The 22,331-nt window shown below is 67.9% G+C and carries 25 protein-coding genes; 9 read left to right on the forward strand and 16 right to left on the reverse strand.

The window, feature by feature from the left end; translation table 11 throughout:
- Positions 1 to 11: 11 nt before the first annotated feature.
- Entirely contained in the window at positions 12 to 422 is a 411-nt protein-coding gene (locus QSK39_RS24810; protein WP_285480225.1) for a histone-like nucleoid-structuring protein Lsr2, read from the forward strand.
- Between the two features lie 30 nt (positions 423 to 452).
- Here the strand turns inward: QSK39_RS24810 and QSK39_RS24815 are convergent, their stop codons facing one another.
- Positions 453 to 1,049: a hypothetical protein gene (locus QSK39_RS24815; RefSeq protein WP_285480226.1), complete on the reverse strand. Its 597-nt coding sequence runs from the start codon at positions 1,047 to 1,049 to the stop codon at positions 453 to 455.
- A gap of 609 nt (positions 1,050 to 1,658) precedes the next feature.
- Here QSK39_RS24815 and QSK39_RS24820 point away from each other — a divergent pair.
- Together QSK39_RS24820 and QSK39_RS24825 are read left to right on the forward strand one after the other, a co-directional pair.
- Positions 1,659 to 2,117 (forward strand): hypothetical protein, encoded by a 459-nt coding sequence (locus QSK39_RS24820; RefSeq protein ID WP_285480227.1) that lies wholly within the window; start codon positions 1,659 to 1,661, stop codon positions 2,115 to 2,117.
- A gap of 81 nt (positions 2,118 to 2,198) precedes the next feature.
- Positions 2,199 to 2,651, forward strand: a complete 453-nt coding sequence (locus QSK39_RS24825; RefSeq protein WP_285480228.1) for a hypothetical protein — start codon at positions 2,199 to 2,201, stop codon at positions 2,649 to 2,651.
- Positions 2,652 to 2,660: 9 nt separating this feature from the next.
- Here QSK39_RS24825 and QSK39_RS24830 read toward each other — a convergent pair whose 3' ends face one another.
- The 7 genes from QSK39_RS24830 to QSK39_RS24860 all read right to left on the reverse strand — a co-directional run bounded on the left by QSK39_RS24830 (position 2,661) and on the right by QSK39_RS24860 (position 10,855).
- A complete protein-coding gene (locus tag QSK39_RS24830; RefSeq protein ID WP_285480229.1) occupies positions 2,661 to 3,680 on the reverse strand; it encodes a C40 family peptidase in 1,020 nt (339 codons plus the stop codon).
- The gene (locus QSK39_RS24835) at positions 3,677 to 5,683 is read right to left on the reverse strand and encodes a hypothetical protein (RefSeq protein ID WP_285480230.1); all 2,007 of its coding nucleotides are present in this window, start codon (positions 5,681 to 5,683) and stop codon (positions 3,677 to 3,679) included. The genes QSK39_RS24830 and QSK39_RS24835 overlap by 4 nt, the downstream gene beginning before the upstream one ends.
- 42 nt (positions 5,684 to 5,725) lie before the next feature.
- Positions 5,726 to 8,293 carry an ATP-binding protein gene (locus QSK39_RS24840; RefSeq protein ID WP_285480231.1) on the reverse strand — a complete coding sequence of 856 codons (2,568 nt, stop codon included), beginning with the start codon at positions 8,291 to 8,293 and terminating at the stop codon, positions 5,726 to 5,728.
- Positions 8,290 to 8,745 (reverse strand): hypothetical protein, encoded by a 456-nt coding sequence (locus QSK39_RS24845; protein ID WP_285480232.1) that lies wholly within the window; start codon positions 8,743 to 8,745, stop codon positions 8,290 to 8,292. Before QSK39_RS24845 ends, QSK39_RS24840 begins: the two co-directional genes overlap by 4 nt.
- Positions 8,742 to 8,981: a hypothetical protein gene (locus tag QSK39_RS24850; protein WP_285480233.1), complete on the reverse strand. Its 240-nt coding sequence runs from the start codon at positions 8,979 to 8,981 to the stop codon at positions 8,742 to 8,744. Before QSK39_RS24850 ends, QSK39_RS24845 begins: the two co-directional genes overlap by 4 nt.
- Positions 8,982 to 8,996: 15 nt before the next feature.
- Positions 8,997 to 9,920, reverse strand: a complete 924-nt coding sequence (locus tag QSK39_RS24855) for a conjugal transfer protein (protein ID WP_285480234.1) — start codon at positions 9,918 to 9,920, stop codon at positions 8,997 to 8,999.
- 65 nt (positions 9,921 to 9,985) lie between these two features.
- Positions 9,986 to 10,855: a hypothetical protein gene (locus tag QSK39_RS24860; RefSeq protein ID WP_285480235.1), complete on the reverse strand. Its 870-nt coding sequence runs from the start codon at positions 10,853 to 10,855 to the stop codon at positions 9,986 to 9,988.
- Positions 10,856 to 11,261: 406 nt separating this feature from the next.
- Between QSK39_RS24860 and tcmP (QSK39_RS24865) the strand changes: the two genes are divergently transcribed.
- Entirely contained in the window at positions 11,262 to 12,521 is a 1,260-nt protein-coding gene (tcmP, locus tag QSK39_RS24865; RefSeq protein ID WP_285480236.1) for a three-Cys-motif partner protein TcmP, read from the forward strand.
- Between the two features lie 100 nt (positions 12,522 to 12,621).
- The gene (gene tcmP, locus QSK39_RS24870; RefSeq protein ID WP_285480237.1) at positions 12,622 to 13,710 is read left to right on the forward strand and encodes a three-Cys-motif partner protein TcmP; all 1,089 of its coding nucleotides are present in this window, start codon (positions 12,622 to 12,624) and stop codon (positions 13,708 to 13,710) included.
- Position 13,711: 1 nt separating this feature from the next.
- Here the strand turns inward: tcmP (QSK39_RS24870) and QSK39_RS24875 are convergent, their stop codons facing one another.
- From QSK39_RS24875 to QSK39_RS24895, 5 genes are all read right to left on the reverse strand, one after another.
- Positions 13,712 to 14,470, reverse strand: a complete 759-nt coding sequence (locus QSK39_RS24875; RefSeq protein WP_285480238.1) for a DUF5131 family protein — start codon at positions 14,468 to 14,470, stop codon at positions 13,712 to 13,714.
- A gap of 270 nt (positions 14,471 to 14,740) precedes the next feature.
- Positions 14,741 to 15,511 carry a DUF2637 domain-containing protein gene (locus tag QSK39_RS24880; RefSeq protein ID WP_285480239.1) on the reverse strand — a complete coding sequence of 257 codons (771 nt, stop codon included), beginning with the start codon at positions 15,509 to 15,511 and terminating at the stop codon, positions 14,741 to 14,743.
- Complete coding sequence (locus QSK39_RS24885; protein WP_285480240.1) at positions 15,511 to 15,783, reverse strand: hypothetical protein; 273 nt, start codon at positions 15,781 to 15,783, stop codon at positions 15,511 to 15,513. The genes QSK39_RS24880 and QSK39_RS24885 overlap by 1 nt, the downstream gene beginning before the upstream one ends.
- Positions 15,784 to 15,842: 59 nt before the next feature.
- A complete protein-coding gene (locus QSK39_RS24890; RefSeq protein WP_285480241.1) occupies positions 15,843 to 16,010 on the reverse strand; it encodes a hypothetical protein in 168 nt (55 codons plus the stop codon).
- A gap of 151 nt (positions 16,011 to 16,161) precedes the next feature.
- On the reverse strand, positions 16,162 to 17,169 hold the full coding sequence (locus tag QSK39_RS24895) for a quinone oxidoreductase family protein (RefSeq protein WP_353051077.1): 1,008 nt from the start codon (positions 17,167 to 17,169) through the stop codon (positions 16,162 to 16,164).
- Here QSK39_RS24895 and QSK39_RS24900 point away from each other — a divergent pair.
- Complete coding sequence (locus QSK39_RS24900) at positions 17,168 to 17,749, forward strand: TetR/AcrR family transcriptional regulator (protein WP_285480242.1); 582 nt, start codon at positions 17,168 to 17,170, stop codon at positions 17,747 to 17,749. The two genes, QSK39_RS24895 and QSK39_RS24900, sit on opposite strands and share 2 nt — an antisense overlap.
- A gap of 157 nt (positions 17,750 to 17,906) precedes the next feature.
- Here the strand turns inward: QSK39_RS24900 and QSK39_RS24905 are convergent, their stop codons facing one another.
- Positions 17,907 to 18,521, reverse strand: coding sequence for a TetR/AcrR family transcriptional regulator (locus QSK39_RS24905; RefSeq protein WP_285480243.1), 615 nt, complete (start codon positions 18,519 to 18,521; stop codon positions 17,907 to 17,909).
- Between the two features lie 97 nt (positions 18,522 to 18,618).
- Between QSK39_RS24905 and QSK39_RS24910 the strand changes: the two genes are divergently transcribed.
- Positions 18,619 to 19,785, forward strand: coding sequence for an alpha/beta hydrolase family protein (locus QSK39_RS24910; RefSeq protein ID WP_285480244.1), 1,167 nt, complete (start codon positions 18,619 to 18,621; stop codon positions 19,783 to 19,785).
- Positions 19,786 to 19,824: 39 nt separating this feature from the next.
- Entirely contained in the window at positions 19,825 to 20,130 is a 306-nt protein-coding gene (locus QSK39_RS24915) for an SDR family NAD(P)-dependent oxidoreductase (protein WP_285480245.1), read from the forward strand.
- 7 nt (positions 20,131 to 20,137) lie between these two features.
- Here QSK39_RS24915 and QSK39_RS24920 read toward each other — a convergent pair whose 3' ends face one another.
- Positions 20,138 to 20,881 (reverse strand): SDR family oxidoreductase, encoded by a 744-nt coding sequence (locus QSK39_RS24920; protein ID WP_285480246.1) that lies wholly within the window; start codon positions 20,879 to 20,881, stop codon positions 20,138 to 20,140.
- A gap of 91 nt (positions 20,882 to 20,972) precedes the next feature.
- On the opposite strand from QSK39_RS24920, the gene QSK39_RS24925 reads away from it, so the two are divergent.
- Entirely contained in the window at positions 20,973 to 21,818 is an 846-nt protein-coding gene (locus QSK39_RS24925) for a LysR family transcriptional regulator (RefSeq protein WP_285480247.1), read from the forward strand.
- A 31-nt stretch (positions 21,819 to 21,849) separates the two neighbouring features.
- Here the strand turns inward: QSK39_RS24925 and QSK39_RS24930 are convergent, their stop codons facing one another.
- Positions 21,850 to 22,257 (reverse strand): MarR family winged helix-turn-helix transcriptional regulator, encoded by a 408-nt coding sequence (locus QSK39_RS24930; protein WP_285480248.1) that lies wholly within the window; start codon positions 22,255 to 22,257, stop codon positions 21,850 to 21,852.
- Positions 22,258 to 22,331 lie beyond the last annotated feature (74 nt).

Genomic DNA, 22,331 nt, shown 5'->3' on the forward strand with positions numbered 1-22,331 from the left:
AAGGAGCAGGAATGGCCCAGAAGGTCCTCGTCGAGATGCTTGACGACATCGACGGAACCCACGCCGCGCACACCGTCCCGTTCTCCCTCGACGGTGTCACCTACGAGATCGACCTCTCCGACGACAACGCCGCCGCCCTGCGCGACGAACTCGCCCGCTACATCGGCGCTGCCCGCCGCACCGGCGGCCGGAAGGTCCGCGTCGCGACCGGACAGTCCACCACCGCAAGCTCGGCCGACCGCGAGCGCTCGAAGGCGATCCGCGCCTGGGCTCTAGACAACGGCTACGAGGTCTCCGAACGAGGTCGACTCTCCTCCGACGTGGTGTCCGCGTACGACGCTGCTCAGGCGGAGGAAGCCGAGCCGGTGAAGGCGGCCCGCAAGCGCGCCCCGCGCAAGAAGGTCGCCGCCGCCCGGAAGTGACTGCTGTGACGGGAGATCACTGGGGAGAGATCACCGCGACCCGGCCGTCGGCGGCGAGGACGAAGCACCCTCGTCGCCGATGGAGGACGTTTCACCCGTAGCGCGCCGGATTTCGACGTCCGGGTACGCCAGCTTGTTCAAGACGCCGGTCACCGATTCGCGCCCCTCGACGCTCATCACCACCTTTCCGAACGCCGGGTCCGTGCTGAACCGGATCCGCACCCCGACGGCCGACTTCGGCACCCACCCGTGCACCGGCCGCACGCGCCCCAGCTGATGCGCGAAGCCGAGCACCGCCCGCGGCGACGGATCGAAGGTCGCCGTCGGCAGCAGGTCGAACCGGACACGGGAGCGGAGGTGGCGGGAACGAATGTGTCGGTGGAGGACGAACACCGCGATCAGGATCGCGACCGCGGCGGTGGTCACCCACCAGAACGCGCCACTCGCGAGGAGGTCGCCCAGACGGAGCGCCTTCGGCGCGCTGTGTTCGAGCGTGACCTGGCGGCCACGCGTGCCGGGGAACATGTCGGCATTCGGAGTGAGGTCGAAAAACAGTCCACGACCTCGTGCAACCCGGCGCCCGTCAAGACAAGCCAACGCACCGCCAACATCACCGCCGACGAACACACCGGCTGCTCTTGCCCCATTCATCGGAACCCACCCTTCCTGCTTACGCTCCTCACGCGAAACAAGACACGTACTTGATCAAAGAGGTTGCATACAAAGCGGAGCATCGACAAACCCCGCCAAGGCACCGCGGCTGCGTAGTGGCGCTCCGTCACCGACGGGAACCTCGGCCGGACTCTTGGCCTCTCGACGGCAGCTCGTATTCGACGGCGGCAAGCCGGCCAGCCGGTGCGAGCTGCGCAAGACCCGATGCGCTCGAAGCTCGAGGGCAAGGCCAAGAGCAAGTCTGTCGATCAACGCGCCTGGAAGTGCGCCTCATTCCCAGACGTAACGATGTCCGATGAACTGTCGACTCAAGTGGTGACATCGCGCCGCAGGCAGCCCTTCGGGCAGCGCAGGCGAATCCGCGACACCATGCGGACCAGGAGGTGCAAGGTGGCCAGGCGCGACGCTGAGCAACGACTCTCACCCAAGGAGAAGCGGAACCGCCAAACCCTGCGGGCGACGTGGATCGGATCGATCGCCGGCGTGTTATCGCTCGCCGTGGCCGTCCTTGTCTGGCACCCGTGGACCACAGGGACGAGTAGTCGACCACGGATTGTCGTAGACGTGACCACTCAGGACGGCGCAGCTAAATTCGAAGACTTCATACGTACACATGACGGCCAGATCGTGTACATCGATGTGAGCTGCGACGAGTACGGTTCAGATTCAAAGAAGATAGATCAGAAATCACATTGCTGGTTCCAGGACATGGACAACTACAGCAGCGACTCCCCCAAGGCATTTTGGCTGAGCACCTTTTCACAGGCACAGACAGCATACGAATGGTGGAACCAGGCAGCCAACGAATCAGAAGCGGGGCGCGGCGAGCTGTGGACCTACTTCCCCGAGAAGCCCAAGGGAAGCAGTGCGTTCGTTTCCTCAAACGGAGGGAACGACAGTAGCGGAGTCGGCGGACTAAAGGCCAAAGGCTACTTCGGTGTCGTCATAACCGGAAGTGGCAGCCTTGGTCCGACCGGCCTTGATATGGTCGACCTGCGACCGGAGTCGACACCGACTAGTTGATTACAAATCTAGAGTGCACAGCGAAGCTGGTAAGCTACTTGATCTACACTGCCTGCACGCCGCGCGAATCGGGAGGAAAGCATGGCTGGCCAAGGCCCAGCCGAAGTTCACACCGCCACCATCCCGGTCGACCATTCCCAGTTCACCATCTTTGATGTCTTCGGTGACGACACCTACGCCGACCTCGATATCCCGCGGGACCCGGCTTGGCTGGTTACGGCCGGGCGGAGTGGCGCCCTCTTCCACACATCCGACCGCGCTCTGTCCGCGGAAGTCACCCTGGAAGTCTGGGCCGACGCGCCAGAAACGCAGACCGCCACGGCAGACGCGGCCGACCACGTCTTCCACACCGCCAACGGACGCGTCATGATCGCTTGCATCACGGCGTCGCCCAGCGACCAGAACGTCGCGCTGCCCGGTCCTGGTGATTACCACTTGCGCGCTCGACGGTTGACCTCGCGCAACATCGCCGAAGAAGGCGATCCCGACTTCTTCCAGGAAGTCTGGCAAGTACAGATCTGGCCACGTACCTGAGCGACGCGCTCAGCGTCCTGCCGGACGCGTGACGCCGACCAGGTTACGGCCGAACGGATCGATGCGCACCGGCTTGCCGAAGTCGGGTGCGTTGATCATCTGCGTGGCGGAGACAGCTAGCCCGACGTGGGTGACGTGAACTGGATCTGTTCCGAAGAACACGAGATCGCCGGGTTGGACGTTCTGAGCCGGCACGCGCGGTCCTGCCCCGTACTGCGTCTGCGCCGTCCGTGGCAGGTCGATTCCCGCCGTAGTGTAGGCAGCTTTCGTGAGGCCGGAGCAATCGAAGCCGGAGTCGCCGCCGCCTGGTCCGTTGCCGCCCCACACGTACGGCAGTCCGCGTTGATCGCAAGCGAACTTGATCGCAACCTGCGCGGCCCGGTTCGGCGCTCGCACGGAGGCGCAGTCGCTCTGCGATTGAACGGCTTGCGCGTAAGTATGAGCTTGGGCGAGGACCTTCTTCACGTACCACTCGGCGTGGTTGTAAGCGAAGATCGCCGCGTGAAGATCCCGCCCGTCGCGAGCGCCGGAGTCGCAGAGGTAAGCCGCTGCGGCATAGATCGCGTCGTGCGGGTTGTACCGCGACGGCGGGCGCGCGCCACCCGGCGGGATCGGATGGCGGGCGACGACGCTGTCGAACGTGGCCTGCAGGAACTGCATCGGCCCGCCCGCGCCGGCGCTGTTGCTGCCGCTCTGCACGCCGGGCAACCGGGCGCGGCCATGATCGGTTTCGACCTTGCCGATCGCCGCCAGGATCGACCAGTCGAGCCCGGAACACGTCTGTACGGCCTCCCGGTAGAGGACGAGGTAGTCAGCCGGGATGTCGGCCAGCGCGGCGTTCGAAGGCCCGGCCGCCGAGCTCGTCCCACCGGTTCCGGAGAGCGCGGTGAGCAGAACGACGACGGCGACAGCGCAAATCGCGGGCGGTCCGAGGAACAGCAGCGCCGCGAGGCAGCCCCATCTGCCGGGGTGCTCACGGACCTCCTTCCGCGCGACTTCGACACCCTGCACGATCAGCAGCGGGTTCAAGGCCGTTCTCCGGAGCTGCCGAGCCGGTCGCGCAATCGCTGAGCCCACGGCGCGGTCGGCGGGAGCATCCCCGGCGGCAACGAAGGCATCGGCGGCTTCGGAGCCGCGCCGCGTTTGGTCGCAGCAGCCGCCAGGTCGGTGCCGGTGAACTCCGGTGTCCGGCTGACCGACGGCGGTGGCTTGACGGCAAGGTAGATCGGCGCGTCCTCTTTCGTCTGAGCCGGTCGGCTGTTCAGTGCCGTGATCACGCTGGTGGCGGCTCGCCACGCCGGCAGCGCGCCGGTCGCCGTACTGAGATTCCCGGTGTAGGCCGCGGTGTACGTCTTCGCCGCCTCAGCACGGCGAGCCAGCGAGGACCTGGCAGCACCGGCCTTCGCGGTAAGGGCCGTCTGCGCACGGCGTGCCGCCGCCGGCCACGAGACCGGTGCACCCGCGGTGTATTTCACGACCGTCCCGCCGGCCCGGCCCGCGGTGACGAGACGATCTTTGAGCCGTCCGACCGGGGCGAAGGTCTCGGTGAACGCCGAGGACCCGGCTTTGATCGTGCGGGCGAGCCGGTCCGGTCCAGGCGGGACGATCGGTGCCGGCAGCGACTTCGGCGCGCTGCGCGGGCGGGCCAGACGTTGCATCCGGTTGTTGACCTGGGCCCGGACGCGCTGAAGGTTCGCGACGAGGCGTTTGCGGAACAGGAAGCCGGAGAAGACGACCAGGTCGATGACGGCGAACCGGACCAGCTGCGGGCCGAGGTCGGCCAGCATCACGGTGCGCAGCAGCACGGTCATCACGGCCAGGAAGAACATCCCGGCCAGGAGCTTCGCGATCGTCGCGGCGATCGAGCTGACCCGGTAGGCGAGCTGGTGCTGCATCGACGGCACCAGCGCGACGACGAGCGCCAGCGCGAGCAGCAGGCCCTCGAACAACAGCAGGTACGGAGCGAGAATCTGGACGGCGTTGAGGCAGATGGTCAGGATCGCGAACAGGATCATCGCGATCGCGTACATCCACGCGCCGAGGGCGCGGTCGCCGTCGGCCACCTCGTTGTACTTGCCGTAGTCGCCCGGGCAGCCGTCGAGTTCGCGGGCTTTGGTGCTGTCGTCCTTGCCGGACCACGGCCCGGCGTCGAGGACCTGCTTGACCGCGTACTGGCAGGCGCCGTCGACACCTTTCACGCGGCTGATCGGGGTGCCGTAGTTGAGGGTCTCCCAAGGCGTGACGAGCAGGTTGTCGATGAATGCCTGTCCGATTGGCGCGGCCGGGTTCCCGGTGCCGCCGGGTTCCTGGCCCATGATCACGCTGGAGACGTCGGCGCCGACGTCGCGGCTGAGCGAGAGGACGCCGTCGTCGCCGATGAGGAAGTCGACGGGATGGGTGATGATCGCGATGGCGAGGACGTTGATCGCGATGGTCGACGCGGTCTCCCGCCACGCGCGGGTGGTCAGGCCGCGGGCGAAGAGCAAGCCGAGGTAGCAGGTGGCGATGAGCATCGCGATCTCGCGGAGCCGCAAGCCGCCGATGATGTCGCTCTGCCAGATGTCCTCGATGTCGTGCGCCGGTGCCTTGATCCAGTCGAAGACCTGGGTGGAGGCGGCCCATTCGGTGAACCAGACGGAGAACCCGACGGCGTACTTGCCGATCGCGAAGCCGATGTTGCCGAGCCAGAGCCAGATCGTGGGCATCGGGTTGTCCATCAGCCACGGCAGGTTCGCGAACAGGTCGTAGTTGTGGAGGTCGCGGCCGTAGCCGTCGTCGATGCTGAAGATCCCGCCGAGGTGGACGTAGTGGCCCGGATCGTCCTGCAGCGGCAACGGCGGCGCGTCCGGATCCGGCGGTGGTGACGGAGTCTGCCCCGGGACCCACAGGCACGTCGGATACGGCTCACACGGGTTCGTCGAGTTCGGCGGCAGTGGAACGACTTGCGCCTCGGCAGGAATCGGCGCCAGCAACGCCGCGAACGCAATGACGGAAACGAGAATCGCCGACTTGAGCATCATCACGCCTCCCACGTGCCGGACTGTCCGATGCAGACACGCCGCCCGGCCGAGGGTTCAATGCGCGCCGCGGGAGACGACCGGCGTCGTGAGCACGGCCGTCGGCAGCGTGCGATAGGGCTGAGTGGTGACCTTGACCTTCCCGATCCGGCCGGAGTGATCACGCACCAGGAACTCACCGGCCCGGGCCTGGCGCTCAGCTTCGCCCCCGCCGGGCGCCAGCGGCGACAGGCCTTTGGTGACGACCTCGACGTACTGCGGGTCGCCGGGGTCGACGCCGAGCCACCCAAGCCCGCTGCGAGCGAGGCCGTCGTCGCGGTGCCGGCCGAGGAACCGCACGGCGATCAGGCCGCGCAGGACGTCGTCGCCGAGGTCACGAGGAGCGTGGGAGCCGAACGCCGCGTCCGCGCCGTGTTTACGGCCGTCGCGGACGAACTCCAGGGCGATCTGCTGGCCCTCGGGGGTGCCGGTGACGTTGTAGGCCTCGTCGCAGATGAACTCGCCCCACCGGTCTTCGGTGAAGCAGATCTCTTTCGCGATCGCGGCGATCAGCAGGTGGAAGGCGCGGCCGAACAGCTTCCGCGGCGGGATCCGCGCGGCCATCCGCTCGTTGCTCATCTCCAGCGCACTCGGCAGCGGGATCTCGTTGGTGCAGAACACCACCATGTCTGCCCCGTACAGGTCGACCGGGTCTAGGTCGTCGTCGAAGATCGGGCGGGTGATCGGGTCGCGTCGCAGCCGGTCGAGCCGCTCGGCGAGCGTGCGGGCGGCCGGGTCCTTGCCGCCGTGTCGGCGGAGGATGTCGACAAGTCGGTTGCTGGAGGGATCTGCGTGCCCGCTGACGGCGTCGAGTGCACGGCCGAGGGCGTCGCGCTCGGCGGAGTTCGACTCCAGGTCGAGCCATGCGGCGAAGAACGTCTCCGCGATCCCGGTGCTGGAGCGGCTGGTGGTGCGGAAGACGCGCAGCGGGTCGCAGGAGTGCCGCAGCTCGGCCGCGGCCGGGCGGTCGCCGTCGAGAGAGGGGTCGATGATGTCGACGATCTGCGACGCTCCGGGCAGCGCGGCCGCGACGGGCGCCCACTCGCGGCTGCGGGTCCGGTCGATCACGATCACCCGCCCGTCCAGCATCAGCCGTACGACCGCGGCAACGTTCTTCAACACCACCGACTTGCCGGCACCAAGCTCGCCGATCACCGCGATGCCGCCAGAGGAGTCGTGGGTCGGGCCATAGGTCGGATCGAGCAGGAACGGCGCGATGGCCCCGCCATCGAGGGTCAGGCCGAACAAGGCGCCGGTCGGGTCGCCGAAGTCGGTCGCCGACACCGGCAGCAGCATCGCCGCGTCGGTGGCGAGAAGGTTCTGGCTGCACTCCCGCACCACCATCGGCGTCCGACTGCCGGGCAGCATCGCCTGGTACAGCAGCTTCTGCCCACCCAGCGGCCGCTCCCACCGGTACTCCCCGCCCAGGAACGCCGAGCGCAGCGCCTTCGCCCGCGCATCGCACTCCCGGCCGGTCGACGCCCAGACCGCGGCGACGACGCCGACCTCGAGGTCGATCTCCGTCGTGCTGGCGCCCAGGCGGGCGTTCTTGTGCTGGATCTCCTCCTGCGCCGACACCACATCCGCCGGCACCCCCGCCGCATCACCCGCGTGCTCCTCGTCCTGGCCCATCAAATCCCGGGTGCGACGCCGGTTCGCCGCGCGGGCGTCTTCGTTGCCGCGGGCAGTGATCCGCAAGGTGTAGTCAACGCCGAAACCGATATCGGCCAGCCGAGCAAGGATCTCGTGACCGGGGAAGGTGAACGCCCGCGGCATCTCCGCCAAGACCAGGAACGCCTGATAGCTCGCCAGCACGCCGTCGTCATCCGGCGTGACGCACTTCAGGAACCTCCGACCCAAGGTGCTCAACGGTCCCCGGCTGCCTTCGTCGGTACGGCCACCTTCGTCGAACACGGCACTGCGGAGCATCGCCAGCTGCGCCCGGCTGCTCCCCCGCCGCACGGCGATGCCGCTGTTGTGCACCGCGGCCGCTCGCTCCAGCTGCGGTTCGTTCACCCCGCGGACCGGCGCCCGACAGAGCCACCACAGCAACTCCGCCTCCGTCGCCGGGCGCAGCGGCAGCGCCCCACCCAGCTCCTGTCCCGCCACCCGCGCGCGCTCCCGGCCCTGAGCGATAGCGGCCAAGGTCGCCGGCCGAGCCGGGACGCCGAGCGTTTCGCCGAGCGCAGCCGCGGTCGCCCGCCACAGAACCTGGGCGAAGTCGCGCCACCCGTGGCCGGTCAGCGGCTGGGCGATCCAGTAGCTGCGGCCCAGGACGTCGAGCTGGTCGAGCTGATCCCAGGCGTTGTGGACGGTCTCGGCCCAGTGCGGGTTCGCGTCGAGATCGATCCCGTCCAGGCACCGACGCACGATCGCGTGCGGCTGCACCTGCTCGCACAGCGATGCGATCATGACCTCGCCGCGCAGGGACTTCATCAGCGTCACGGTGCGGTCGTAGAGCTCCCGCAGTTGCCGCCCGGTCGAGCGGGCGCTCTGCTGGGGCAGGACCCGCCACACCGCCCACGTCGAGCCGTCGACGCAGAACAGCAGGTTCCCGGCGATATCGGTGACCGGGTTCTCGATCACGTCGCGTCCTTCCGCGCTCGGTCCAGCACCAGCTGCAGCGACGACACCGCCGTCTCCTGCCCCTGCTCGACGTGCAGATACAGGTGCGCCCGCTGACGCTGCGGCCGGCTCGGCCGGTACGCCCGGCCGTTCCGCGTGCCGGTCGTCGGCGCCACGAGATGGGCCGCGAGGCCGAGCAGCCAGCCGAGCGGCGTCCGCGACTCGATCCGGGCACGCCGGACGAACACCGCCGACAACGGCACGAGCCACCGCGCCGGTCCCAGCCAGTCCAGCAGCGGCAGCTTCCACACCACCACCAGCAGCATCAGGAACAGCACGCCCTGAGTCAGGGTGTAGGGCCCGCCGGGCAGGTAGCCTCCGTCGCGGCCGGGCATCCGCCCGAACATCCGCGGGAACCGACGCGACCGGGTGTAGGACCGGCCGATCAGGACATCGCCGCGCGGCTTGGTCACTGGGTGAACCAGGCGCCGAACATGCCGGCGACGCCGTCGAGGTTGAGCAGGATGCCGAGGAAGATCGCGGCGATCACGCCGTACTTGATCGCGCGGGTGAAGTTCCCGCGCGTGCCGATCAGCAGCCCGATCCCGCCGACGATCGCCGCCAGCAAGATCAGCCGCCGGACGGACTGGTCACCCCAGGCGAGGTTGGTGTCGATCCAGGACTTCACGTCCGCAGCAAGCACGATCATCAGGCTCTCCTTGATTCAGTGGCCAGCCGGCAGAGGCGCGGGATCGATGCGGCTGATCTCCCACCGCCCGGCCCGCGCGACGAGCGCCAGCGGATAGTCGACCGGCGTGGTCTGCCCGGCGGCGTCCACTCCCCAGGCGTGGACAAGGGTGTGGACAACCGTCCCGTCGGGCGGGCGCGCGGCTTGGCCGGGCTCGAACTTCTCGTGCGTGCGCAGCTCGTTGAGCCGCATGCCGGCGAACGGCGCCGGGGTCGGCGGAGCAAGGCTTGCTCCAGGGCTGATGAATCGGTCGAGCTGGCCTTGCCCCGCTAGGTAGGCGACGAGGAAGCCGCTGACTGACTGCGCGATGGGCCCGGTCGGATCGGCCACCTCGTCGTACGCCAACTCGACGGCACCGCCGGTGCTCGGGCACGCCACCGGCGCGGGCAAGGCAGTAGCGACGTAGGCACCGGCCGCGCCGGTGACCGCGACCTGGGTGCACAGGAGCGACGCCTTGCGCTTGCCGTCCGGCTGGAGCCGCAGGACGTCGGCGATCACCACGACCGACCACGAGCCCGCTTCCGAGACCGTCGAGATCACCGCTGTGTCGATCGGCACCTGCGTGCCCGGCGCACGCTGGATCGTCGCGCCCGCCGGGTAGAAGGTCTCCAGCCCAGCGGAGTCGTCTCGAGTCGCTGAAAGCCACGAGCGCACGTACATCTCGGCCCAGCCCTCCGGCGAGGCGGAGGGCGCGGATGCGCCGCCGTCCCGCATCGGCGGCGCGCCCGCAGGCTGGAGAACAACGAGACCGGCGACGGTCAGCAGCGGCCCGGCCAGCACAGCTAGCCACGCCAGCAACCGCCCACCCCGCCGGGACGCGCCCCGGAACACCGGCTCGACGTCCGCATCAGGGAGCAGCTTGACCAGGAGATTTCCGCTGCGTCCGCGGATCTTGCCCACCACCGCACCTCCCGACGCCACGTCGTTCCGATGTCCAAGGCACGCGGACCCCGGGTCGCCGTGATTCAGCCGGCCCAGGGCAGATCGCGTCCGGGGTATTCGGCCGCGGCCTCGGCGAGCTGCTCGAAAGCGCGCTGGCGATGCCGGGTGATCGTCGGCTGACTCAGTCCGAGCAGCTGCCCGACCTGCCGATCCGTGGCCACGCCATCGCGGCCGGTCGGCCCGTCGAAGTATCGGGCGGTCAGGATCGTGACGAAGTGCTCGTTGAGCCGTTCCTCCGTAGCCGCCCACGCCAGCAGTCCCAGCAGCTCCTCCGAGGGGTCTACCTCATTCGGCACCGTGGCCAGCGGTCGGTGTACCTCGTCGTCGATGCTGACGACCTCGGCAGCGACCTGGCCGCAGTCAACGCCGAAGTCCCGCTGGGCCGCGCGCTGAGTCTCCCGGACGAGGTTCGCCGCGACGTGGTGGCGGCGTCGGAGTGGGTAGCAGCGGGTCTGCTCCCAGAGGTGCCCAAGCACCGACGCCTGGATGTCCCGGCTGTCCTCATCCGCCGAGACCCCACCGCCGCTCACGCCACGCCGAACACCGACGGCTCCGCCCGCCGCCCGAGCAGCTCGGACGACCCGGCCGACGATGCCGGGCACCGCGGGCAGCATCGCGTTGACCACGATCTCGGCCGCGACGACACCCGCGCTGTCCCGCTCGGCAGCCCGCAGCAGAAGTGCGTGGAGCACCTCGTCGTGCCGGCCGTAGTCACGCGTGGCCAAGACGGCCACCAGGTCGTTGTGAGAAGGGATGTCGGCGAGCGCTGCGTCCTCAGCAGACCAGCTGCGGAGGGCCTGGTCGAACTTCGCGATCGTGCGCGCCTGGCGGAGCTGCTTCTGCAGCATCGTCAGAGGACTGTTTTCGGTGGATCGGCTGCTCGACGTGGACATGTGCCGGCTCCTTCGCTCCGGGTGACAAGTTCCACGTCAGCCTCGAAACCGGCCCTCGCTCCATCCCTCCGCCGAATCCTTGCCCGGGGAAAGAGCAAGCTGCAATTCACCCATTCAAGTGACTTGCGCTACGGGACTGGGACTGAGAAGCAAGGCTGAAACCGGCCGCGTCGCGTCCGATACGATGATCCGTCAAGTCGGTGCTCATACTCCGCCCCCACCTCGGCGCCTCTTGTCGCGATCCGCACATCAGTACCTCATCGCTGCCGATTCGCCGCGACGCTCGACACCGATTCGACGACCCCGACCAGTTCGACTTCAGATTCACTAGATCGTTATCTACCTGCCGTAGCGTGCCTGTACCGCGCAGCGAACTAAGTATTGATCGGCGTACGGGAGGCCGCATATGGCTATTGACAGCGAGCCAAGGCAAGAGGACCTGACTCCCGGAGAGCTGGAGGACTACAGCCTCAGTGGCGAAGAAGGCGGCGAAACACAGGCTGGCTCCGACGACCCCTTCTTTGTGTCCAAAAAGGCCGCGGCGGTGTTCAAGCACAAGCTGCTGAAGACGTACTTTCCCAAGTTTGCCGGCAAGGCCGGCTCGACCGAGGCTGACAAGCGCTTGGTCTACGTCGACACCCACGCCGGGCGCGGCGCCTACGACGACGGAACAGCCGGAAGCCCCCTGCTGGTGGCGCAGGACGTCGCCATGATGCAGCAACTGCGGCGAATCGACTGCTTTTTCGTGGAGGCCCGCAAGAGCAACTACACCCATCTCGACGAGGTTCTCACCCGGAACATGCCCGATGGCGCTCACTGGCACACGCGCCACGGTCGAGCAAGCGATCACCTGCAAGAAGCTTTGACCTTCGCCGGCGACTCGCCGCTGTTCATGTTCATCGATCCCTACGGCCTCGGCCCCACGTTTGACGAGGTCGTGACCGTGCTCAACCGTCCGCGCAGCGGCTACGGACGCAAGACCGAAGTCCTACTCAACTTCATTTCGATGGCCTTCTCCCGCGCCGGTGGCTACTTGCGCCGCACGGAGAAATCTGCACAGCAAGTGACCACCCTCGAGCGCCTCGATGCCGTTCTCGGCGGCGACTGGTGGCGCGTGATCTACCTCGCGTCGGAATCGACAGGTCCCGCGATCCAGGCCATCGCCCTTGGCTACGCCGAGCGAATTCAGGCGAAGACCAACTGCTTCGCCAGCCTGATTCCGGTCAGAGACCGTGCGCACAACGACCCGCTCTACTGGCTCGCCCACTTCACACATCACCCCGACGGTGTCTGGTGGATCCGTGAATCCGCTGCATACGCGAGTGAGGCATGGCGACGGCACTGCAGCCCACCACCGCCAGGAGATGACAACGGACTCTTCTCAATCGAAGACCCGTTCATCACCGAAGAGGACGCTCGGCACGCTGGCTGGATCGACACGATCGAGCAGCACGCTCGAGCGCTGCTCCGAGAGCGGGGCGCAATCGAGCTCCCACGGGACGCACTAGCGTTGTTCGGACCTGAAACCTACGGTCAAGCCTGGTCTAAGCACCTGCGGGGAGCGCTCGCCCGGCTTCACAAGGAGGGAATTCTCGATCCCAAGCCGTACGCCAACATCTTGGACAAGTACAAGGGGTGTCGGGTTCAGCATTCAGACCAGCACTAGCGACTCCCTTGAACAAGATTCTGAAGCCGTGTAGCGTCAACGAGGCACTCTTCGAGGTTGATACATCACCTTCGGTAATCGTCGCCGCTGGGGAGACGGCATGCCCGTAAACGGTCCCGTGCCTTGGAAGCGCGCCGACCACACCGGCGCGAAGCACGACATCTACCGGCGCTACCTCAAGCGCTGGTTCCCCATCCTCCTGAATGGCTCAAAACCTTACAGGTCGGTCATGTACGCCGAAGGGTTCGCCGGCCCCGGGGTCTACGTAGACGATCACCCAGGATCCCCGATCATTGCCATGCAGGCTCTCGTCGACGAGGTGACCAACCCGAAACCCGTGGTCAAGATGCTCTTCGTCGACGACGACTCTCGATGCGTCGAGATGCTCAACGAGCAGTTTCGTGTCAGGTTTCCCGTTCGGCCGCGCACGCACGACACGCTGCTGTTCAAGGTCACCGAGGGAACCTGCATCGACAAGCTCGAGTCCGAACTGAACGTCATGAGGGCGTGGGGACAGCCCATCCTCGCCGTACTCGACTCATGGGGCAACGTCCCGATCACCTACCGACTCCTGGAACGACTGGCTGCGAACCTGTCTTCAGAAGTGATCATCACCCTGGGTACGCAGCCGTTCATCCGCTTCGTCTCGAAGATGGGCTCCGACGCCGACGAGGTCTTCGGTGGCGACCCGACATGGCGCGAGGTGAGCAACCTGACCAGCGGCGCGGCCAAACGGCAGCACATCCTGACCTGCTACCGCCGGACGCTGTCGCGAGCCGGCTTCAAGTTCCTCCTCGACTTCGAGCTGATCGACACCCGTGGCGAGTCCCTGTACCTCGTGTTCGGCACCAACCATCGTCGCGGCCTGGAAAAGATGAAAGACTCCGCCTGGGAGGTCGATCGCGTCTACGGCGTCGGCTTCCGCGACCCACGGGACGAACAGGCTGAAACGCTGTTCGAGCTCACCGAACCCGCTTTGGCGCCCCTGGGCCGCCTACTACTCAATCGGTTGAAGACCGGGCCGGCGACTGGACTGCGGATTGAGACGCTCAGGGAATTCGCGTTGTTCGAGACGGTATACCGACCCGAACATGTGATTAAGACACTGCGAGAGTTGCGGCCTCAGGGCTTGATTGACAGCGACAGCCAGCACCTGACGCGGTCGAGCATCGTGCGCGCGAAGCCATGATTCAATCGGCGGTCACCGCAACTGGGCGTACCGGCATGGCGTCATAGGTTCGTCCATCGAGTTCACGGCCGAGCGACTTCGGCCGGATACCGCCCCACTGCTTGTGGAAGAAGGGGACGTCAGCGGCGGCACAGTTGTCGCGGATGTCCCGCACCCAGTCGACAGCGCAAGGACGCGCCCGCGGTCCCGACTCACCGCCAGTGATCACCCAGCCGATCCCATCCAGAGACAAGCCAAGCAGGGGGCCAAGTAGCGGCTCAGCTGAGATGAAGCGAACTGCCGCCGGAACCTCTCGAAGGTGGTCGACCCGCTCCAACTGCCCCTCGTTCTCGACCGACACGCCCATCCAGAGGTTCTGCGGCCATTCCAGCCGATCCGCCATCCGACGCAGCCGCAACGAGCGCTTCGTCAGCATCTGGTACGTGTGCTGCGGGGTTTCAGCGATCACCGCCAGCACATCCCTGATGAAACCCACGGGGACCCGCGCATGGAACAGGTCGGACATTGAGTTGACAAACACGAGGCGTGACTGCCGCCAGCGGTGCGGGAGAGCCAGCGAATCGGGATGGATGGCCACACCGAAGCCCGGACCGGAAGTCTTCGGATTCCCGTCGGTCTGGTACTTCGCGGCACCCATGGCCTTCAGCCGCTTGGCCAAGGTGAGCGCGTAACAGTTGTCGCAGCCTTCAGAGACACGATCACACCCCGTCGTAGGGTTCCAGGTCGCCTCCGTCCATTCGATGGAACTACCGTCAGCCATGTCTCGTCACTCCTCGCAAAGACCGAAGGCAAGACTAGATGCATCTACCCTGACGCCGGTCAAGCCACCCCAACCTCGTCCGAATCGCCTCTATTCACCAGACCGACGGTAGAACCTATGTTCGAACAACGCAACACGTCGCCGCACCATTGCACCCAACCAGCGTCTGAGGACGGGTGGAGTCGCTCCGTTACCGCTGGCTGCAAGGGCAGCTACCACCAGTGATCGCCAGCAACGCCACTGCGGATCGGTCCACACGGCAATGAGAGGTTAAGAGCCGGTGAACGTCGATTCCCGCACGTCGGTGTTCCCCTCGCCAACAGGGGACATTCGATGCGGTCGACCCAACGGTCCTGGATCCGGCGGCGGCATGGCCCCGTCCGGACCCCGGCCAGTCACACGCCACCGCCGCAGCACCCGGCGGCCGTAGTTGTTCGTACCGACAACACGATCAAGATCCGCTCCAGTCGGAGTCCTACCCGCAGCCTGCTCCTCGAGGTAGAACGCCCACATCTGCTGCTCAGCCGACCCCTCGACAGGCAATGCCAACTCAGCGTCCGCACCAGCGGAGCAAGGAACTTCCACCGCTTGGACAACGGGTTCGCTGAAGGCATCCACCCTCGCGGCCGATGGGCCTCGGTCGTCGGCGCGATGGCGCTTCAACGCCCGGTTCAACAGCTCCACCGCCAGCAAAAGAGCCAGCGGAGGGCAAGCCGCAATCACCACCGAGAACACCGTCAGCCGCGGAGCCGATCCAATGTTCGCGCACAACGACAACGAGATCCCGAACCCGAACGCCACCCACGCAGCCCACCGACCGCCACCGTGACTCGGCCTCCACAACTCCACCGTCGCCGTCGTCAGGAGTCCATCAACGATCAACGGCCAAATCGACGCAGTCGGCCCGTCCGCACCGAAACGCACCGCGAACTCACGACCATGCCGATACGACGCATACGCCGCCAGCACCGCCACCACACCGGTACAGAAGCACTGCACCCCAAGTGACCAGCTGACACTCTTAGTCGCCGAGGAGGTCATCAACGACCACCTCGGCGATGCCGCTCGATGTCCACTACCCCGGAGAACTGCAGCTCACGGGCCTTTTCGAGCCGTGGGGTTTTGGAACGAACCGCGCCGGGGGCACAGACAGCAACCTCACAAGCGCGTCGGCTGGGCGCGTCTTGTGAAGACATCTCCTCGGTGATCCTTTCCGCCGCGCCGGTGATCACCGGCAGCTGATCGATCTCCACTGTCGCACGATCCCCCTCGGCATCAATCCGGATGCTCAGCTGCGTGATCTCGAACAGCATCCGAAGTAGACCTTCCGGCGCCTGCGCCAGGTTCAGCGCCAGGTAAGGGAGCGCGTCGATCAGCCCACATCCTCGGCCGTCGGCACGTCGGGGTCGGCCCTCCCGGACTGCCTGAGTTCGGCCAGTGCGTTCGCCACGTCAGCTCGCTGTTTCTCAAGGTCGTTGTACCGCCCCCTTAGCGCCTTAGTGAACGGATCGTCCGGGGCACCGTCGGCGGCTTGCTGCAAGATCGAATCCTACGTGCTCGGCCAGCCCTGGCAGCGCACCGCCGGCTCGGCACCGCTCGGCTTCGTCGGTCATCGGACGGAACGGCAAGCTCGCCAAACTTCGCGGCCGACGACGGAGATCAGTCCGCTGGCCAGGCGGCTTCGCCGGGGATCATGGGAGCAGCAGCAGCTTTCCCGTCGTCGTCCGCGACTCGATGTCCGCGTGGGCCCGCGCCGCCTCGGCCAACGGGTAGCGACCGCCGATACGCACGACCAGCTCGCCTTTCTCGACCAGTGCGAACAATTCGGCCGCGTGCCCGACGAGTTCCTCCCGGGTACCGATGTGATCGGGCAACGTGCCGTAGGTGAGCCGGGTGCTGCGCGGGATTGCGTTCATCGCGATGCTCGGCACGTCACCGATCAACGGACCGTAGAACACCATCGTGCCGTGCGTCCGCAACACCTTCAGCGATCCCGCGAACGTGGGCCCGCCGGCACCGTCGAACACCGCGTGCACCCCCTCGCCACCGGTCAGCTCCAGCACCGGCTCGACGAACTCCTCACCGGTGGAGATCACAAGGTGATCAGCGCCCGCGGCCGCGGCGACCTCGACCTTCTCCGGCCGCGACACGAGGCCGATCACGGTACCGCCACGAGCCTTGATCAGCTGGGTCAGCAAGAGCCCGACCCCGCCGGCAGCGGCGTGCACCAGCGTGATGTCCCCGGGCTGCACCGGATGGCAGACGGTGCAGTGGTGGTGCGCGGTCAGGCCCTGCAGCAACACGGCCGCGGCTGTCTCGTCATCGATGGCGTCCGGCACCGCGACGACATGGGCCGCCGGGAGCACGATCTGCTCCGCGTAGCTGGCATGGGTTTCGATCGTCAGCCAAGCGACCCGTTCCCCGGAGACGAACTCGTCGACCCCCTCGCCCACCGCCGCCACCACACCGGCGCCTTCCATTCCCGGCACCTCGGCCACCTTCCCCCGACGGATACCGACGTCGAAGAAGTTCACGCCCGCGGCCCGGACGTCGACCAGTATTTCTCCCGGGCCCGGACGGAGAGCCGGGCGCTCTTGCAGCTGCAGCACTTCCGGTCCGCCTGCTTCACTGACGATTATCGCTCTCATGTGGCCGAAGCTAGATCGCGAAAAATGTACCTGCAAGTACACTTTCTTCATGGCCACGAAGAAGGGCGCTGCGACCCGCCTGCGCATCGTCGAAGCCGCCGCGGCCGAGATCCGAGAGCGCGGCGTGAACGCCACCACACTCGACGACGTGGGCAGGCGCAGCGATACCGGAAAGGGGCAGCTGTTCCACTACTTCCCGGAAGGGCGGGAAGAGCTCTTGCTGGCTGTCGCCGAGCACGAAGCCGACCGCGTGTTCGAGGGCCAGCAACCGTACCTCGACGAGCTCACTTCGCGCGCGGCTTGGGAGGCGTGGCGCGACCTCATCGTCACGCAATACCGCGATCAAGGGCTTTACTGCCCGCTCGGAGTGTTGATCTCCGACGTGGGCCGGCACAGCCCGGCGTCGCAAGCCGTTGCGGCGCAACTAGTCAAGCGGTGGCAGCAGTGCGTCCGGGTCGGCATCGAGGCCACCCAAGCGGCCGGTGAAGCCGACCCGCGACTCGACGCCGACCGCACCGCGGCAGCCGTGATCGGCACCATCCAGGGCGGTGTCACGGTCCTGCTGTCCACCGGCTCCACGGAACACCTGGAAGCCGGACTGAACCTCTGCCTCGACCACCTGCTCTTGTAAGCCCGCGATCCGGGACACCTCGGTGCGCCGTGCCGGGCGGTGAACTCGCGGGAGCACGTGCGCCGTAGCCAGCTGTGCCGCGAGAACCGGGCGGTGGCCCGGCTCGAGAACCGGCCGGGATCCGCTCACGACGTGTGGGGCAGCCTCCGCTCGTCGCTCACGACGACGCAGCCTTCAGCGCCGCCTCGATCGCCCGCGTCAACGTCTCGAGGTACCGGTCGTCGATCGGACTCTTGAGCACGAGCATGCGGAAGGCGAGCGGGGCGATCAGCAGGTCGGTGCCCAGCTCGAGGTCCAGGCCGGGTGGGAGTTCGCCGCGGTCGATCGCGGCCCGCAGGATCGCGCGGGCCGCCGCCCGGCGCGGTGCGGCCACTCCGTTCTGGAGCACTTCGTCCAGGGCCGCGTCGTGCGTGGCTTCGGCCAGCAGCCCGGCGCCGATCCGGGTGATGAGCGGGTTGTCCAGCTGGGCGCGGAACGTGGCGAACAGCTCGCGCAGGTCGGTGCGCAGCGCGCCGGTGTCCGGAGTGGGCGGCAGCGCGTCGGCGACCTTGCCCCGGATCAGCTCGGCGAGCATCGCCTGCTTCGACCGCCACCGCCGGTACAGCGCGGCCTTGCCGACCCCGGCGCGCCGGGCCACCGCGTCCATCGACGTCCGCGCGTACCCCGTCTCGGCCACCTCGGCGAAAGCCGCCTCGGTGATCGCGTCGGTCACCTGCTTCCGCAGGACAGCCCCGCCCGTCGCGGGCCGGGTTCCCTCATCACTCGTGGGCATACCACCCAGTGTAGCGAACGGAACGGTGGCGTTCCATTGGCAATCGTGCTAGAACGGAACGAGACCGTTCCGTTCGTAACTGAGCAGGAGGCATCCGATGAAATTCCTCTTCGACGACGAGTCCTTCTCCTTCGAAGCCCTGCGCGCCGCCGGCTACATCGCCTACGCCGGCGCCGACCTGGGCGAAGTCCTCGTCACCTGCCGCCAGATCCCCGAGGCCGACGAAGACGCCTGGTCCACCCAGTGGGCCGCGACCGCCGCGCGGATCGAGGGCATCGGCCGCGACGCCCTGACCGCCGGGCACCGGGTCAGCGCGCGAGAGGCGCTGCTGCGGGCGTCCAACTACTACCGCGCCGCCGACTTCTACCGCCGCGACGACCCCGAGCACGACGCCGAGTCCGCGCGGCTGGCGAAGGCGTCCCAGCACACCTTCGCCGACGCCGCCCCGCTGCTGGACACCCCGGCCCGCGCGCTGAGCATCCCGTACGAGGGCACCACCCTGCCCGCTTACCTGTTCCTCGTCGACGACTCCGGCGCCCCTCGCCCGACCGTCCTGTTCCACGGCGGGTTCGACTCCACCCTCGAGGAGAGCTACTTCGCCATCGCCGCGGGCGCGTTGCGTCGCGGCTACAACGTCCTCACCTTCGACGGCCCCGGCCAGGGCACCCCGCTCCGCCGAGGCCTGCGGTTCCGGCCCGACTGGGAAGCCGTGGTCACCCCCGCCGTCGACCTCGCCCGCAGCCAGCCCGAAGTGGACAACGACAAGCTCACCCTGATGGGGATGAGCATGGGCGGCTACCTCGCCGCCCGGGCAGCGGCCTACGAGCACCGGCTCGCCGCGTGCGTGCTCTACGACGGGATCTACGACCTGCACGAGCCTTTCGCCGCCGTCGCCACGCAAGCGGCGTCGACTCCGGGCGGGCTCGACGCGGTGATCGCGGCGAACACCGGCGCGAGCTGGGTCGTCCGCAACGGCAAGTGGACCTTCGGGCTGCCGACCTTCGAGGAGGTGGTCGAGGCGACCAAGGCCTACACCATGGCCGGCATCACCGACCGCATCACCTGCCCCACCCTGGTCCTCGACGCCGAGAACGACCAGTTCTTCCGCGGCCAGCCCCAGCGCGTGTTCGACGAACTGACCTGTGAGAAGGAGCTGATCTTCTTCCGCGAGGACGAAGGCGCCGGGGAACACTGCCACGAAGGTGCGCTGTTCCTGTTCCACCAGCGCACTTTCGACTGGCTCGACACCGTCCTCGGGCGCTGAACGACCGCCGGTAGTGATAGCGAGAACAGGAAACTCGCCATGAGTGTCAAAGCAACCCGCACCAACCTGTCCCCGCGCGCCTGGGAACACCGCGGCCGGCCCGGAAAGCTGCTCGCGCGGCTCGGCCTGCTGGTCACCCAGCCGGTGGAGCGGGGCATGCTGCCGCAGCTGTACGCCGCGACCGCGCCGGGTGTGCGCGGAGGCCGGTTCTTCGGGCCGGCCGGCCTCGGCGAGACACGCGGCCGCGTCACCGAAGCGCGGCTCGGCCGGGAAGCCGCCGACCCGGCGACCGGCGAACGTCTCTGGGCGGCGGCCGAGGAGCTGACCGGCACCAGCTACCTCTGAACCCGGCCTACAGCTGGGCGGCGCCACCGTCCACGGGGATCTCGGCGCCGGTGGTGAACGTCGCGTCGAACGCGAGGTAGGCCACCGTCGCCGCGACTTCGGCCGGCTCGCCGAACCGGCGCATCGGGTTCTGCGCGGTCATCTCGGCCTTGGTCTGCTCGGCGACGTCCGGCGGCAGGACCGACTCGAGGATGCCCGTCGCGATCGGCCCGGGGCTGACGGCGTTGACGCGAACCTTGCGGGGCAGCAGTTCCCGCGCCAGGGACCGGGTCATCGACCGCAGCGCGGCCTTGGTCGCGGCGTAGGCGCTGATCATGTCGAGACCTTTGGCGTTCGCCACCGACGTGGTGAGCACGACACCCGCGCCTTCGCGCAGCAGCGGCGCCAGTTTCTGCACCGTGAAGTACGGGCCCTTGGTGTTCACGGCGAACAGTTCGTCGTACTGCGCTTCCGACATCGACTCGAACGGCGCGAACGCGGTCACGCCCGCGTTGACGAACACCGCGTCCACCGCGTCGAACTCCGCACCCACCAGCCGCGCCAGCTCCTCGACGTCGGTCATGGACGCCGAGTCGCTGCGCACGGCCGTCGCCCGCTCGCCGAGCCGCCGGCGCGCGGACTCGAGCTTTTCCTTGTCCCGTCCGGTGATCAGCACGTGCGCGCCGCGGGTCACCAGCAGTTCGGCGGTCGCGAACCCGAGTCCGCTGCTGCCGCCGGTGATCACGACGTTCTTTCCCTGGTAAGCGTTCATACCCCGAGTCAACCGCCGGTCCCGCCGCCCCGTCCAAGTCCCGTTCCGCATGCCGCCATGCCCCCGGTGCATGACGGCGTAGGCTCGAAGGGTGGATCTCGACCTGCGGCTGGTCCGGTACTTCACGGTCGTGGCGGAACACGGCAACTTCGGCCGGGCCGCCGCCGCGCTGCACCTCGCCCAGCCGTCGCTGAGCCGCCAGATCCAGCGGCTGGAGCACCAGCTCGGCGTGCGGCTGTTCGCGCGCACGCCGCAGGGCACCACCCTCACCTCGGCCGGTGCGGCGTTCCTGCCGCGCGCCCACGCCGTCCTCGAAGCCGCCGGCGACGCCGTCACCGTCGCCCGAGCCGCCGACCCGCCGCGGGAAATCACCATCGGCTACGTCGAGGGCCTGATCATCACCCCCGCGGTGCAGGCGCTGCGCCACCGCCACCCGGACGCCCGCGTCCGGACGCGGCTGCTGCGCTGGCACGACACCCACGCGCTGGCCGAAGGCCGGGTCGACGCCCTGGTCGCCCGTGCCCCGCTGCCGTTCCCCGCGACGGTGACGCCGCTGTACGAGGAGCCGCGGGTGCTGCTGGTTCCCACGACACACCGCTTGGCGGGCAAGGAAGTCGTCTCCGTGGACGACCTGGGCGACGAGGACCTGGTGGCGTGCGCGGTGACGCCGACCCTCTGGAGCACACCGAAGGACGGCTCGCCGCCACCCGCGCCGGACGACAGCTTCGAGGACAAGCTGGAGCTCGTGGCGTCGGGAAGCGCCGTGGCGGTGCTGCCCGCCGGTGACCACCGCCTCCGGCTGCGCGGGGACGTGACGGCGATTCCGGTCGAGGGCTTCGAGCCCTGCCGGGTCGTGGTGGCCTCGCGCACCCGGGACCCGAACCCGCTCGTGGCGCCGTTCCTCGAGGCCGCGCGGCTGCTGGTGCCCGCCGCCTGATTCCGCACGGTCGAGGACCACCGCGACCGGCCTAGCCGAGCAGGTCCAGCAGGATCCGTTGCAGCTCAGTACGGTCGCCAGGCGCGATCTTCGCCAGCCGGCGGTCGAACTCCGCCGCCAGTGCCGCGAGCGCGCGGGCACGGGCGGCTTCGCCGCCGGGGGTCAGGACGAGCCGGTGGCGCCGCAGGTCCGCGTCGTCGATTTCGCGGCGTACGAACCCCTTCGCGACGAGGTTGCGCACGTACACCGTTACGCTCGCCTTCGGGATCACCAGCGCCGTCGCCAGCTCGGCCGGGTACGGCGACGCCGGGACCTCGGCGAGCACGAAGAACTCCTTGGGATCCAGCCCGAGCGCGCCGAGCTCGCCGCTGCAGGCGTCCAGCACGACGGTCAGCAGGCGGTGGTTCAGCGTCCACAGCTGGGCGGCGTCGACCGGCACTTGGCTCTCCTCAGGTGGTACAGTTCGGAACTAGTTCAGTTTCGTACTAGCTGGGTCATCGAACAAACCCTACG

Origin of the sequence: Amycolatopsis sp. NBRC 101858, assembly GCF_030269325.1 — a bacterium.
GTDB classification, from domain to species: domain Bacteria; phylum Actinomycetota; class Actinomycetes; order Mycobacteriales; family Pseudonocardiaceae; genus Amycolatopsis; species Amycolatopsis ponsaeliensis.